Annotated in this window: 12 protein-coding genes; 1 reads left to right on the forward strand and 11 read right to left on the reverse strand. The window is 63.8% G+C overall.

The features are described 5' to 3' along the window. A partial coding sequence (locus VDP82_RS05345) for a methyl-accepting chemotaxis protein (RefSeq protein ID WP_323013812.1) occupies positions 1-1244 on the forward strand: 1244 nt, incomplete at its 5' end. 75 nt (positions 1245-1319) lie between these two features. On the opposite strand, the gene VDP82_RS05350 is transcribed toward VDP82_RS05345, so the two are convergent. The 11 genes from VDP82_RS05350 to VDP82_RS05400 form a co-directional block, all read right to left on the reverse strand. Further along, a complete protein-coding gene (locus VDP82_RS05350; protein WP_323013813.1) occupies positions 1320-2627 on the reverse strand; it encodes a TRAP transporter large permease in 1308 nt (435 codons plus the stop codon). Continuing rightward, entirely contained in the window at positions 2624-3130 is a 507-nt protein-coding gene (locus VDP82_RS05355) for a TRAP transporter small permease (protein ID WP_323013814.1), read from the reverse strand. Before VDP82_RS05355 ends, VDP82_RS05350 begins: the two co-directional genes overlap by 4 nt. A 3-nt stretch (positions 3131-3133) precedes the next feature. After that, positions 3134-4105, reverse strand: a complete 972-nt coding sequence (locus VDP82_RS05360) for a TRAP transporter substrate-binding protein (protein WP_323013815.1) — start codon at positions 4103-4105, stop codon at positions 3134-3136. Positions 4106-4352: 247 nt separating this feature from the next. Beyond that, a complete protein-coding gene (locus VDP82_RS05365) occupies positions 4353-5462 on the reverse strand; it encodes an alpha/beta hydrolase-fold protein (protein ID WP_323013816.1) in 1110 nt (369 codons plus the stop codon). A 42-nt stretch (positions 5463-5504) separates the two neighbouring features. Continuing rightward, positions 5505-6491 carry an oligopeptide/dipeptide ABC transporter ATP-binding protein gene (locus VDP82_RS05370; RefSeq protein ID WP_323013817.1) on the reverse strand — a complete coding sequence of 329 codons (987 nt, stop codon included), beginning with the start codon at positions 6489-6491 and terminating at the stop codon, positions 5505-5507. Next, positions 6491-7483 carry an ABC transporter ATP-binding protein gene (locus VDP82_RS05375; protein WP_323013818.1) on the reverse strand — a complete coding sequence of 331 codons (993 nt, stop codon included), beginning with the start codon at positions 7481-7483 and terminating at the stop codon, positions 6491-6493. Before VDP82_RS05375 ends, VDP82_RS05370 begins: the two co-directional genes overlap by 1 nt. Next, positions 7483-8373 (reverse strand): ABC transporter permease, encoded by an 891-nt coding sequence (locus VDP82_RS05380; protein ID WP_323013819.1) that lies wholly within the window; start codon positions 8371-8373, stop codon positions 7483-7485. Before VDP82_RS05380 ends, VDP82_RS05375 begins: the two co-directional genes overlap by 1 nt. Positions 8374-8386: 13 nt before the next feature. Then, on the reverse strand, positions 8387-9343 hold the full coding sequence (locus VDP82_RS05385; protein WP_323013820.1) for an ABC transporter permease: 957 nt from the start codon (positions 9341-9343) through the stop codon (positions 8387-8389). A 99-nt stretch (positions 9344-9442) separates the two neighbouring features. After that, on the reverse strand, positions 9443-10969 hold the full coding sequence (locus VDP82_RS05390; RefSeq protein ID WP_323013821.1) for an ABC transporter substrate-binding protein: 1527 nt from the start codon (positions 10967-10969) through the stop codon (positions 9443-9445). A gap of 53 nt (positions 10970-11022) precedes the next feature. Then, the gene (locus tag VDP82_RS05395) at positions 11023-12876 is read right to left on the reverse strand and encodes a CocE/NonD family hydrolase (RefSeq protein ID WP_323013822.1); all 1854 of its coding nucleotides are present in this window, start codon (positions 12874-12876) and stop codon (positions 11023-11025) included. A 302-nt stretch (positions 12877-13178) separates the two neighbouring features. Beyond that, a partial coding sequence (locus tag VDP82_RS05400; protein WP_323013823.1) for a cysteine desulfurase occupies positions 13179-14382 on the reverse strand: 1204 nt, incomplete at its 5' end.

The following is a 14382-nucleotide window of genomic DNA, read 5'->3' on the forward strand; positions in this document are numbered from 1 at the left end:
ACGGGCTGCGCGTCAGCCAGATGACCGAGGCGGAAGCCGCGCGCATCGTCGCCGATGAAGAAAACCGCCGGCAGATGATGAGCCAGTTGCAGAGCGCCTTTGGCGAAGTGGTCGACGCCGCCATCGCCGGCGATTTCACCCAGCGCGTCGCCACCCAGTTCCCCGACGAGGAGCTCAACGCGCTGGCCGGCAGCGTCAACAACCTGGTCGAGACCGTCGACCGGGGTGTTTCGGAAGTGGGCGAGGTGCTCGGCGCCATGGCCAATACCGATCTGACCCAGCGCATGGAAGGGCACTATGAGGGCGCCTTCGCCAAGCTCAAGGCCGATACCAATGCCGTGGCCGATCGCCTGACCGAAGTGGTCCTGCAACTGCGCAAGACCTCGGGGTCGCTCAAGACCGCGACCGGCGAGATCCTCTCGGGGGCCAACGATCTGTCCGAGCGCACCACCAAGCAGGCCGCGACCATCGAGGAAACCTCGGCGGCCATGGAGCAGCTCGCTTCCACCGTCATGGCCAATGCCGGCCGGGCGCGCGAGGCCAGCGTCAATGCCTCCAAGGTCACCCAGACCGCCGAGGAGGGCGGCAAGGTGATGGATGCGGCCAATGAGGCCATGGAGCGGATCACCCAGTCCTCGGCCAAGATTTCCAACATCATCGGGCTGATCGACGATATCGCCTTCCAGACCAACCTGCTTGCCCTCAACGCTTCCGTGGAAGCCGCGCGGGCGGGCGACGCCGGCAAGGGCTTTGCCGTGGTCGCGGTGGAAGTGCGGCGACTGGCCCAGAGCGCGGCCAGCGCCTCGGCCGATGTGAAGGCGCTGATCGAGCAGTCGGGCACCGAGGTCACCCATGGCTCCAAGCTGGTGGGCGAAGCTGCCGGCAAGCTCGCCACCATGCTCGAGGCCATTCGCGGCAACACCGCCGCGCTCGAAGCCATCGCCCGCGACAGCGCCGAGCAGGCGACCTCCATCGAAGAGGTCACCGGCGCCGTGCGCACCATGGACGAGATGACCCAGCACAATGCCGCTTTGGTGGAAGAAACCAATGCCGCCATCGAGCAGACCGAGGCCCAGGCTTCGGAGCTTGACCGGATCGTGGATATCTTTGCCGTGGAGGGCATGGAGCAGCGGGCTCCCGCGGAACCGAATGTCCGCGCCCAGCAGCAGGCCCTGCGTACCGCCGCTTCCAGGCTGCGCACCCAGGGCAGCGCCGCCGTCGCCGCCGATTGGGACGAGTTCTAAAGCTCATCGGCGGAACCACGCAAAAAGGGGGCGCATTGCGCCCCCTTTTTCATGCCGTCTTGATAGCGGTGCGGTTCAATTGCCGAACATGGAATTGGGGATCATCAGTGCGATCTGCGGGAAGATGATGATGAGAAGCAGGGCGGCCATCATGGCCAAAAGGAACGGCATGACGCCACGATAGATGGTGAGCAGGGGGACCTCAGGCACCACGCTTCGCACCACGAAGACGTTGAGCCCGACCGGCGGGGCGATCAGCCCCATCTGTACCACGATGACGAGGATGACGCCGAACCAGATGGGGTCGAACCCCAGCGCGATGATGATCGGATAGACGATGGGGATGGTGAGCACGATCATCGCCAGCTCGTCCATGAACATGCCGAGCAGGATATAAAAGAGGATGATCACGAACAGCGTTGCATAGGCGCCCAGCCCGAAGGAGGTGAGCCCATCCCCGAGCAGCTGCGGAATTTGCGTCATGGCGAAGAAGGGATTGAGCACATTGGCGCTGATGACGATGAAATAGAGCATAGCCGAGGATTTGAGCGTTTCCAGCGATGCCGTCTTGAAGCCGTCCCAGCTCAGCTTGCCGCGCAGCACGGCGAGCAGGATGACGAGGCCGGCTCCGATGCCGGACGCCTCCACCGGCGTGAACGCGCCGATATAGATGCCGCCGATGGAGACGACAATGATGCCCACCAGTGGCACCGAATCCACCAGCGTCAGCAGCTTGGCCTTGAGCGGCAGGGCTTCGCCGCGCGGGCCGGCTTCGGGCCGGAACAGCACCACCAGCCAGACGGCAATGACGAAAAGCAGCGTCATCAGCAGGCCCGGCAATATGCCGGCCATGAACAGCCGGCCGATCGATTCCTCGGTGAGGATGGCGTAGAGGATGAAGGCGGTCGAGGGCGGGATGAGAAAGCCCAGCGTGCCCCCCGCGGCAACCGAGCCGGCGGCCAGCCCATCGGCGTAGCCCAGGCGCCGCATTTCGGGCATGGCGACCTTGCCGATGGTGAGGGCGGTGGCTACCGACGAGCCGGAAACGGCCGAAAATGCGGCGCAGCCGAGCACGGAGGCCGAAGCCAGTCCACCGGGCAGGCGGCCGATCCAGGCATTGGCGGCATCGTAGAGGCCGCGACTGAAGCCGGCTGCCGATGAGATGTTGCCCAGAAGGATGAACATGGGCACCACGATCAGCGTGAAGCTGGAGACGGTGGAATAGCTTTCGGTGAGCAGAAGGGCCGTGGCACTGTTGAAGTCGCGCAATATGGCATAGCCAAAAAAACCCACGATCAGCATGGCGAAGGCGATGGGCGTGCGGAACAACATCAGGCCGAACAGGGCGGCGATGCCCAGCAGGCCGATAAGAGTGGGGCTCATTCTTGTTGGTCTCTTTGGGCAAGGATCACGATGGTCTGGCCGATGAACACCAGCACGCAGAGCGCGGACCCCATGGCGAGGATGGCGTATCCCGGCCAGATCGGCAGCGAGAGCATGTTGGTCGTGTCGCCCCAGCGGAAGGCGTCGGCGGCCTTGAGAATGGCGCGCCAGGTGAGCAGGGTCAGCACGAAGATGGAGGTCAGCCGGAAGACCAGGTCCCCGGCCAGCTGGCCCCAGGGGCCCATCAGGCCGTCGAGGATGTCGACGCGGATATGAGCCTGTTTTTCGGTGCAATAGGGCAGGGCCGCCATCACCAGCACCACGGAGGCGAGCTGGATCAATTCATTGCTGCCCAGAAGCGGCTGGCGCATCAGATAGCGCATGACCACGCTGACGATAATGAGCAGGATCATGAGCACCATGGCGGCGCCCGCGGCCCAGGTGAGGCCCAGGGTCGCCCGGCCGATAAATCTCGGCCAAGCGGTGATGATACGGGGCGACATGGCTCAGCGCGCGGCGAGGGCGTCGATGACGGCCTGCGCATTGCCGCCGGTTTCGGCGACGATGCGGGCGACCACCGGGGCGTTGAGGTCATGGAAGGCGCGGGCCTCATCCTCGGAAAGGGTGATGACCTCCTTGCCGGCCGCGTCGGCGAAGGCCTTGATGCCGGCGGCGGCGACATTGAGCTGGGTCTGGTTACCCAGAACCGAAGCCTGTAGTCCCGCCTCTTCCAGCGCCGCCTGCTGGTCGGCCGGCAGGGCGTTGAACTGGTCGCGGTTCATGACGATGAAGAAGGGCGAGATGGTGGATTCTATCCCCACAGTCAGGTAGTCGGTCACCTCGGCCAGGCGGAAGGCGGTGGTAGCGGTGCCGTCGATCATGGCGCCATCGATCACTCCGGTTTGCAGGGCCGTGTAGATTTCCGAAACCGGCATGGAGACCGGGCTGCCGCCCCAGGCTTCCACCAGAAGACCGGCATTGCGCGAGGGCACGCGGATATTAAGCCCGGCGAGATCGGCGGGGCTGCGCACGGGTTTTTTGGTGTAGAGCAGGTTGGCGGCGCTGGACCACAGGGCGATCAGCTTGACGCGCTGATATTCGGGCTGGAACAGGTCGATATTCTTCCAGATGACGCCGGTGCCGGTCTGTTCATCGATGACGCCGGGCAGCTCGGTGAGCAGGGTCAGCGGGAAGTTCGAGGCGGTGTAGCCGGGCAGGCTGACGGCGAGGTCGGCGACGCCTTCCACCACGCGGTCATATTGCGCGTCGGGGCCGGCGCCCAGTTCGCCGCCATTATAGAGATGGACGGTCAGAGCATTGCCGGTCTTTTCGGCGACGAGGTCGGCGAAGGGCTGGAAGGCGCCGGCCACATAGGGATGGGTGGGCGCCATATAGTTGGCGAAGCTCAATTCATCGGCATGCGCGGCCGTGAAAGCGAGACTGGCGATGGCGCCGGCAAGAAGGGTCGTCAGACGCATAAATAATCCTCCCGATAAATGGTGCGACTGAGGCTGGTATGGCCGGCAGGTAATGCGCCATTGCGGGATTTCGCCAATGCAAATTGGCAAGATCGGCATTAGTTTATGCTATTGTGGGGCCGATTGGCCATGTGTGCCGCTCAGGCGGTTCGCGGATCGTTCCGGCGGAATCACCTGGAAAAAGGTGCTGTTCTACATGGCGCTCCGGCGTCTCCTTGTGCTCATGAGGACCGGCCACGATCGGGGATCAGCGAAACAACCGCTGGGCGAAATCGGCCAGTGAATTGCTGAATACCTTCCAGTCATGGGCGCCCTTGAAGGTCTTGAACACCGGCTCGAAACCATGGGCCTGGAAGGTGCTCAGCACCTGGCGCTGATAGGGCGCGCGCGGGTCTTGCGAGCCCACCGACATATAGAGAAGCCTGAGGCGCGTCCCATCCATGGACACGCTGTCATAAAGATCGGGCGCCACCTTGCGGGGGTCGTATGCCGCATAGCCCACATTCCACGGCTTGGTCTGCGCGCCGCCGAACAAGCCCGTCGAAAACTCGCCCAGATAGGCAAAATAGGCCAGATGCCGCATTCCCACGATGAAGGCCGTCCCCGCGCCGAAGGACAGGCCGGCGATGGCCCGGTGTTCCCTGCCGGGCAGCGTCCTGTAGCGGTTTTCGATGAAGGGGATGATCTCTTCGATCAGTTCCTGCTCCATCACCGCCGCATTTTCCAGTGCGGCGACGGGAAGGGGACCCACTTCATTATTGGGCATGACGACGATTGCGGGCCGGATCTTCCCCTCGGCGATACCATTGTCGAGGGTGTTCTGGGCCCGCCCCAGACGAACCCACTCGTCTTCCGTGTTGGCCGGAAAGAGATAGAGCACGGGAAAGCGCTCGTTCTCGCTCTGGCGATAGCTGGGCGGCACGTAGACATGGAGCCGGCGATGACGTTGCTGCACCTTTGAATAATAGGTGTGCAGCACCAGTTCGCTATGCGGGACGTCGAGAAGCTCGTAATGGCGCGGCGGCGACCCGGGGATTGCAAGCGAGCCGGTATTGAACATCGCCCCGGCGATCAGGAAGCCGTATTCGTAGATGTCCGCGTCCAGCGGACCCACGGTAACCTGCCAGGCGCCATCGGCGCCCCGGCGCATGGGGAATGTGTCGGGGTTCTGGTTGCGCAGATGAAGTTCCGCCATGGCGGCGCCCGGCGCCTGCACCCGGAAGGTGACGGTGCGGTCATCATGAATCTGGGCCGGGGCAACGGGCCGCGTCATGGTCGCGGGGTGCGGTTCGCGCAGGGCATCCTCAGGCGTTATGTCCGAGGATACCCGAAGGATCGGGCTGTCGATATCGTCCATTGTGTTTCCTCAAAGCCTGCCCGCCATGGGGCGTAATTTGTCCTAGACGCGAATGCACGCCACCTGATGACCTGGCTCCACCTCATCGAGCGCCGGGCTGATGGCCTTGCAATCGGCGGTGGCCATGGGGCAGCGCGGATGGAAGGGACAGCCTGAAGGCGGGTTGAGCGGGCTGGGCACCTCGCCTTCGAGAAGGATGATGTCGCGGCTGGCCTCGATCACCGGATCGGGGATGGGCACGGCCGAGAGCAGCGCCCTGGTGTAGGGGTGAAGCGGGTTTTCGTAGAGGCGGTCGGCATCTGTCACCTCCACGATATGGCCAAGATACATCACGGCGACGCGGTCGCTGATGTGGCGGACTACCGAAAGGTCATGGGCGATGAACACATAGGTCAGCCCATCCGCGCCGTCCTGCAACTCCTTCATCAGGTTGATAACCTGCGCCTGGATCGAGACGTCCAGCGCCGAGATCGGCTCGTCGCACACCACCAGCTTGGGGTCGCTGGCCAGCGCGCGGGCGATGCCGATGCGCTGGCGCTGGCCGCCGCTGAATTCGTGCGGAACGCGATTGGCCATTGCCGGGTCGAGGCCGACGCGGCGCAGCAGATGGGCGACGCGGTCCTCATATTCGGATGCCGAATGGGTCATGCCGTGGATCACCAGCGGCTCGCCGACCACCGAGGCCGCGTTCTGGCGTGGGTCGAGGGAGGCGTAGGGGTCCTGGAACATCAGCGACATCTGGCGCCGCAGCTTGCGCATCTGCGTGGGGCCCAGCTTGAGGATGTCCTGGCCCTCGAACAGCACCTCGCCGGCGCTCGGCTCGACCAGCCGCAGGATGCCGCGCCCGACCGAGGTCTTGCCGCAGCCGCTCTCGCCGACCAGGCCGAGCGTCTCTCCGGTCCTTACCGTGAAGCTGACATCGTCGACGGCTTTGACGTCGGCGACCTTGCGTCGAAAAATCCCCCGGGTCACGGGGAAGTACATCTTGAGGTTCCTGACCTCGAGCAGGGGGGCGGTTTCTGCCGACATCAGGTTCTCGACTCCTCGATATTGAGATGGCAGGCGGCGGCGTGTTGCGCGCCGACAGCGGCAAGGCCGGGAGCCGGCGACGTGCTGCAAAGCTCGGTGCCATAGGGGCATCGGGGCAGGAATGCGCAATGGGGCGGCAGGTTGACCAGGTTCGGCGGCAGCCCTTCGATCGGCAGCAACCGATGCTGGCGGGGCTGGTCCAGGCGCGGCATGCTCTTAAGCAGGCCCACCGTATAGGGGTGGCGAGGGTTGGCGAAGATTTCGCGCGTGGGGCCTTCTTCGACGATCCGGCCGGCATACATCACATAGACGCGGTCGCAATAGCGCGCCACAACGCCCAGATTGTGCGTCACCAGAAGCAGGGAGGTGTTGAGGCGCCGCACGAGATTTCGCATCAGTTCCAGCAAGACCGCCTGCGTGGTGACGTCCAGGGCGGTGGTTGGCTCGTCGGCGATAATCAGCCTGGGCTCGCATGAAAGACCCATCGCGATCATGGCGCGCTGTCGCATGCCGCCGCTGAACTGATGGGGATAGTCGTTGACGCGGCTTTCGGGGGCGGGAATGCCGACCATGGCCAGAAGCTCGATGGCGCGCTTGTGCGCTTGGGCCGTGCTCATGCCCTTATGCAATTGCAGCGTTTCCATGAGTTGCTGGCCGATGGTGAGCACGGGGTTGAGCGACGTCATGGGCTCCTGGAAAATCATGGAGATCTTGGCGCCACGAACCGCGCGCATTTCCTTGCCATTGCGCTCGTATTCCAGCAGGTTCTTGCCCTCGAACCAGGCTTCACCGCCCTCGATCCGCCCGGGAGGGTTGGGAATGAGCTGCATGACGGAGAGCTGGGTGACGGACTTGCCCGAACCGCTCTCGCCGACCACGCCGACGATCTCCTGCTCGTTGACGTGATAGCTCACGCCATCGACGGCGGTGACGTTGCCGGATTCGGTTTTGAAAACGGTGCGGAGGTTCTTAACCTCGAGTATTGGGGACATTAGAGGCGTCCTCTCAGGCGCGGGTCCAGGGCATCGCGCAACCCGTCTCCAACCATGTTGAAGGCGAAAACGGTGAGCATGATCGCCAGGCCGGGCACGATCGACATGATCGGTTGTTGAAGAAGATAGTCGCGCGCATTCGAGATCATGGCGCCCCATGCGGCGGTGGGCGGGGTGATGCCGATGCCCAGGAAGCTCAGAATGGCTTCACCCAATATGGTGGAGCCGACCTGCAGGGTGAATTGCACGATCAGGGGAGCGAAGCTGTTGGGGAAAAGGTGGCCGAACATGATGCGGCTGTCCTTGGCGCCCAGCGAGCGCACGGCGGTGATGTAGTCGTTCTCCTTGACCGACCGGACCTGGCCGGCCATCAGGCGCGCATATTCGGGCACCTGGCTGACCGAGAGGGCGAAGATCACGTTCCATAGCCCGCCCCCGAGCAGGGCGGCGACGACCAGGGCCAGCACCACGACCGGCAGAGCCATCAGCGCATCCATCACGCGCATGACCGTGGCGCCGAACCAGCCGCCGTAATAGGCGGCCATGCCGCCCAGCACCATGCCGACGACGCTGGCGAGGCCGACGGAGGTGAGGCCCACGAACAAGGACGTGCGCGCGCCATAGATCAGCCGGCTCAGCGTGTCGCGGCCATAATTGTCTGTGCCCAGCCAGTGGGCCCAGCTCGGCCCCTGCAAGCGTTCGGTTAGGCTGATCTTGACTGGGTCATAGGGTGCCAGCCATGGCGCGAAAATGGCCGCGAAAACCAGCAGGCCGATGATCGCCGTTCCGAAGACGACGATCTTTCGCCCGAAAAACACTCGCCGGAAACGCTGCCATTCGGTCACGCGCGGGGGCGCCTCCATGGCTCCGGTGAGAACAGATTTACTCATCGGTTCACCTATCTCAGGAATATCGGATGCGGGGGTCGACCCAGCCATAGGCGAGGTCGATCAACAGGTTCACCAGAATTACGGTAGCGGCGATGATGACGATGACGCCCTGCACCACGGCGAAGTCCTTGTTGGAGACGGCCGTCACGGCCAGGCGTCCCATGCCGGGGATGCCAAACACGGTTTCGATCACCGTCGATCCCCCCACGATGACGCGGGCGCTGAGGCCGATGGTGGTGATGACGGGGATGAGGCCGTTCTTGAGAGCGTGCCGGAAAATGACGGCGCGCTCGTCGAGCCCCTTTGCCCAGGCGGTGCGCACATAATCCTGGTGGATCACCTCCATCAGGCTCGAGCGGGTCTGGCGGGCGATGGCGGCGATGGGGAAGATCGACAGGCAGATCACCGGCATGACCAGTTGTTGCAGGTGCAGGCCGACATTGTCGGTGATGGGCGTCCATCCCATTGCCGGCAGCCATCCCAGATAGAGGCTGAAGAACAGCATCAGCAGCAGGCCGAACCAGAATACGGGGATGGTGATGCCGATATTGCTGAGCAGGATGACGGCATTGTCGATCCATGAGCCGCGGCGCGTGGCGCTGATCACGCCCATGGGGATGCCGATTGCGGCGCTGACGAGCACCGACCAGAGCCCCAGTTCCAGTGTGATGGGAAGCCGGCGGAGCACCTCGTCGGCCACGGGCTGCTTGCCGAAGATGGAGACGCCCAGATCACCGCGCAGGACCCCGCCGATCCAGTCGAAATATTGCACGATCAGGTGGCGATCGAGGCCATGTTCATGCCGTAGCTGCGCCAGTTGCTCGGGGCTGGCGCCGGCGACGTTGCTCTCCTGAACGATCAGGTAGATCGGGTCGCCGGGCAGGATCCTGACGGAGAGAAAAATGATGACGCTCACGAGGACGAGGACGATGAGTGACTGCCCAAGCCGCTTCAAGATAAAGGTATGCATGTCCGATTCCTCGTTATGAGTTCATCGAATTTTTGGAAGTGATGCCGAGGCCCGCTCGGGAGCGAGCCTCGATATGCGGCCCAAGGCAGTGCGGCGAGCCTACTTCTGTTCGATCCAGCTCTCGGCCGGGTTCCAGAAGTGGACCGAATAGGCCTCCAGGTCGGAATGGACGCCCTTGCCCAGAGCAGCATTGCGCGAGGTCACGAACATCGGGATGTAGATCATCTCGTCCTGGATGAACTGGGCGAGCTCGGCGCTCAGCGCGCGCTCGCTTTCCGCGTCGGTTGCGGCCATGACCTGGGCCAGCAATTCGTTGTAGCGCTCGGGGACTTCGGTCACCGGGGCCTTTCCGACCGGCACCGGCCCGTCCACCGACAGCGCGGCGGCGAAGCTTGGCCCGTCGGTGGTCAGGCCCTGCAGGTACATGGCGTTGTTCCACCCTTCGGCATGGAGCGCGGCGCCGGTCGCCGGATCGGGCTTGAGCATGGTGGCGGTGATGCCGGCATCGGCGAGGAAGGCCTGGATGGCCGTCATCATCTCGTCTTCAACGCTGCCAACGGCGTAGACGGTGGTTTCGAAGCCGTTGGGATAGCCGGCCTTGGCCAGCAGGTCGCGGGCGAGGGCGGGGTCATAGGCCAACTCGGAGACGGCGTCGCAGCCCACATGGATATCGGCGCAGGGGCCGTCCATCACGCTCCAGGTGCCGTAGCCGAACGCATCGACGATGGCGTGCTTGTCGATGGCATGCTCGAACGCCTGGCGCACCTCTAGCTTGGAATAGGGGGAATCGGCGTTGACGCTGTCGGGGTACATGATGCGCCCCAGGCCGGCGGTGATGTTGATCGTGTACCCCATGTCGCGCAGCTCGGGCGCGTTGCGGGAATCCATATAGTCCCATACATGCGCCTGGCCGGCCAGGAAGGCGGTCTTGGCGGTGTTCTGGTCGGGAACGACGGTATAGGTAATGCCGTCGAGATAGGGCTTGCCCTCGTCCCAATAATCCGCGAACGCTACATATTCGACCTTGGCGTCCTGTTCGAACTTCTCCATCGTGAACGGGCCGGTGCCGACGATATGGCTGGCGACGAACTCGGCCGTCTGCCCCTCGACGGAAGCCGGGGAAATCATGATCCCGTCATACCAGGACAACGCCTTGAACAGGGTGCTGTCGGGCTGCTTGAGGTGCAGCGTCACCGAGTAATCACTGTCCACGCTCACCGATTCCACGGTATCGAGCGCGCCCTTGGCCAGCGACTGGTCGATGTTCCACTTGACTGCCTCGGCGTTGAAGTCGGTGCCATCGTGGAATTTCACCCCCTCGCGCAGGGTGAAATTGATCGACAGGCCATCATCGGCCACCTTCCAGGCGGTGGCGAGCTTGGTGGGCGAAAATCCCGTTTCGGGATCGACGCCTACCAGGGTTTCCACCACCGGGAAAATATAGCCGGAGGTGCCGGCGGCGAAGGTGGTCTTGATGTTCCCCATTTCCGAGGGCAGTTGCCGGGCGAGGATGTTCATCACGCCGCCCCTGTCCTGCGCGAAGGTGGGGGCGGCTGCGCCGGCCGCCACCAGGGCGGTGGTCACCAGCAGGGCGCGTAGCGTCTTAAGGGTCGTTCGGGTTTTCATTAGGTTTCCTCCCATGATGAAGTCGTAAAAATCTGAGCGCCTCCGGCGCCGGTCTAGGTGGGTGCCGGGGATTGAGGGGATGGGCTCGGGCGTCCTGAAAGGACAGGCAGCGCCAGGTGCGAGCTGCGGGATGCGTCCCGGTAGAAGCTGACCAAAGGCGGCGGATCGAGCACCGGGGTAATGGGCGGGGCGCCCGGCCGTGGAACCGCGACGCAGGAAATGACCAGCCGGATGCGGTGACCCTCCTGGAAATTATAGGCGAGCGGGGCGAGATCGAAGGCCAGCTCCACCGGTTCGCCAGGGGTCAGCGGCGCATGGTCTTCGGCAAAACAGCGATGGTAGGGCAGGCCCGAATTGTCGAAGGGCGCCGGGTTGAGCTTGCGCAGCGAAGCGCGGATCTGGCCGTCATCGGTGCCGGGGATCGGCGTGGCCTTGCCGTCGGGATCGACGTCGTAAAGAAAGGCGATGAAATCATTGTCCGTTGCCGTCGAAGCGATCCAGAGCCGGACGATCGGGTGCCCGATGACTTCCATATCGGCCGGCAGGGTGTCGGTGGTGAAGCTCATCCCCTTCCGATCGCGATCGGCGGCGGTCACCGAATAATCGACGCGGTAGTGATCGCTGGCGTTCTCGGCCGTGGGAGCGTCCAGTGCCAGTTGCCCCCGGTTCACGCCGGAGGTGAATTGGCTCTCGTGGGGGCCGTCGAGATAGAAATTGACATAGGCCGCATCGGGCAGGGGCCATTTGTCCGCGAAACGCCAGGCGTCCTCTTCAGCGCGCGTATTGTAGACATAGTAGTAAATCGGCGGCTCGGACATGATGCCGTTGTCCACGCCCTTGAGCCAGTAGTCGAACCAGCGCAGCGCCTCGGCATTGATGTTGAAGGCGTTCGACGGCTCGCATTTCAGTTCGCTGGAAAAAATGCAGTGCTTGCCCGGCACGAAGATCGTCTTAGAGGGATTGGAGAGCGTGTTGAGCTTGATCGCGACACCGGATTTCACCCGGTAGTCCTCCCCCCAATTGGCCGATTGGTAATAGGGAATCCCCGAGGCCTCGATCTGCGGGAAATGCGTGAACGTGCTGACCTGGAGGTGGATCTGCTCATTCTCCCGGCCCAGCAACTGTGCCAGCCAGGGCGAGGCGCTGTCCCGGAACGGCATGATGCCCGGCTCGATATTCCAGCGATGCGCGTCCCTGGCCTGCGCCAGCATGGCGCCGTCGTCATCCGCGTCGACCGGCGCCGCATCCCGGTCCCTTTCGGGCGTGCTCTCGGCCGGAAAAGGCGGCGGGTCCATGGGCTCCGTCGCCGTGACCCCGTTGATGTCGTAATATTCGCTCGGTGCGCTCAGCGGCATGATGGCCTTGAGATGGGGCGGTTTGGAGGCCGCTGCCTGCCATTGCGAATGGCCGGTCGCCGAGCATCCCCACATGCCGATATTGCCGTCAGACCAGGGCTGGGCGGCCAGCCACTCGGTGATGTCATAGGCGTCCCAAAACGCTTCCTTCTGCCACATCGCTCGGCGGGGCGTGACGGCCCAGCCATGCGAGGCATAGCTGCCGCGCATATCGGCGATGGCGACCACATAGCCGTATTTCACCAGGGCCAGCGCAGCGCCGGGGTAGGTTTCGGCGGTCGGGCCGCCTTCGAAGACGCGGCGATTATAGGTCATGTGCATCCACACGACCGGAAGCGGCTCCGCTACCAGGGCCCCGCCTTGGGTGGGCCGGAAGATATCGAGCGCCAGTTTCGTGCCGTCGCGCATGCTCACATAGAGGGAGCTGCGCTCATGCCCGTCGAAGCGCTGCCGGCTGTAGCCGCGATATTCGCCTGGCCGGGAGATGCGGGCCATCGGGCTCGGTGCCTCGCCGCTTTCGGCAGCGTCCTGATCCGCAGAACGCCCGGTCACGCGACCGCTCCATCGAGGGCAGGCGGGCGTGGAAGCAGGTCGTCCGCTTGCGACGCCTTGCCGGATGACGCGGCCGAGGTCGTCCCTTCTGCCTCTCGAAAGGCTGCGCGCATATCCCTGTCCTCCCCGGCATTGACCGTGTCGCAGGATTAAATGTCCTGCTTATTTGTACAACAATTTTGTCAAACATTTTAGACTCGGTCAACCTCGGACGGCGGGACGAATCCGGGCGGGCGCTCGCGGCGGCTGCCGGAGCGCTGGCAAGAAAGGGGATTGGAAGGCGTTTCGACGCGTTGGGCCGGCTAGATCAGCGAGCGGATCGCATCGCAGAACAGATCGATTTCGGACGGGGTGTTGTAGAGCCCGAGGCTGGCCCGGCAGGCGCCCGACAGGCCCAATTGCTGCAATAGCGGCCGGGAGCAGAATGAGCCGGCCCGCACCGCTATGCCCTGCGCATCCAGCTGCATCGCAATATTCTGCGGGGATGGGGCTCGATCCAGCACGAAGCTGAAAAGTGGTCCTCTTGCCGGCGCGGTGCCCAGAAGGGTGAGCCCGTCAATCTCTTTCAGGCGCCTCAGCGCGTGGTCCCTGAGGGTCTCTTCGTGGCGCCTGATGGCCTGCATGCCCAGCGTCATCAGGAATTCCAGGGCGACGCCGAAGCCGATCTGCGGCACGATCGCGGGGGTGCCGGCCTCGAAGCGGATTGGGGGGCCGGCATAGGTGATGGTCTCGCGCGACACTTCGCGCACCATGTCTCCGCCGCCGAAAAAGGGGCGCATCTGTTCGAGCCGTTCCCGCCGGATGAAGATGGCGCCGGACCCGCTGGGACCGTAGAGCTTGTGGCCGGTGACGGCATAGAAATCGCACCCGATGGCCTGGACGTCGACCGGCAGATGCACCGCCGCCTGCGAGCCGTCGACCAGAACGGGTACGCCCCGGGCGCGCGCCAGCGCGCAGATGGCGGCGACGTCGGTCTCCGTCCCCAGAATGTTGGACATATGCGTCACGGCGATGAGGCGTGTCTTCGGGCCGATGGCTGCGGCGATGCGTTCGGGGTCGAGGTAGCCGGTCGCGTCGCATTCGACCCATTTCAGCACCACCCCCTGGCGTTCGCGCAGGAAGTGCCAAGGCACGATATTGGCGTGGTGCTCCATGGATGACAGCACGATCTCGTCGCCGGGCTCCAGCCGGGGCGCCGCCCAGGAATAGGATACCAGATTGATCCCCGCCGTTGCCCCGGAGGTGAAAACGATCTCCTCCTCGCTCGGTGCGTTGAGAAAGCGGGCAACGATGCTGCGCACCTCTTCATAGGTCTCGGTCACCTGATTGGAGAGGAAGTGCAGGCCCCTGTGAACATTGGAATATTCGTCCTCATAGGCCCGGGTGACGGCCTCGATCACGCAGCGGGGCTTTTGTGCCGACGATGCCGTATCGAGATAGACCAGTGGCTTGTCGTGTACGGTTCGGGAGAGGATGGGGAACTGGGCCCTGAGGGTGTCTGGATCG

The organism is Devosia sp., from assembly GCF_034675085.1.
Classification (GTDB): domain Bacteria; phylum Pseudomonadota; class Alphaproteobacteria; order Rhizobiales; family Devosiaceae; genus Devosia.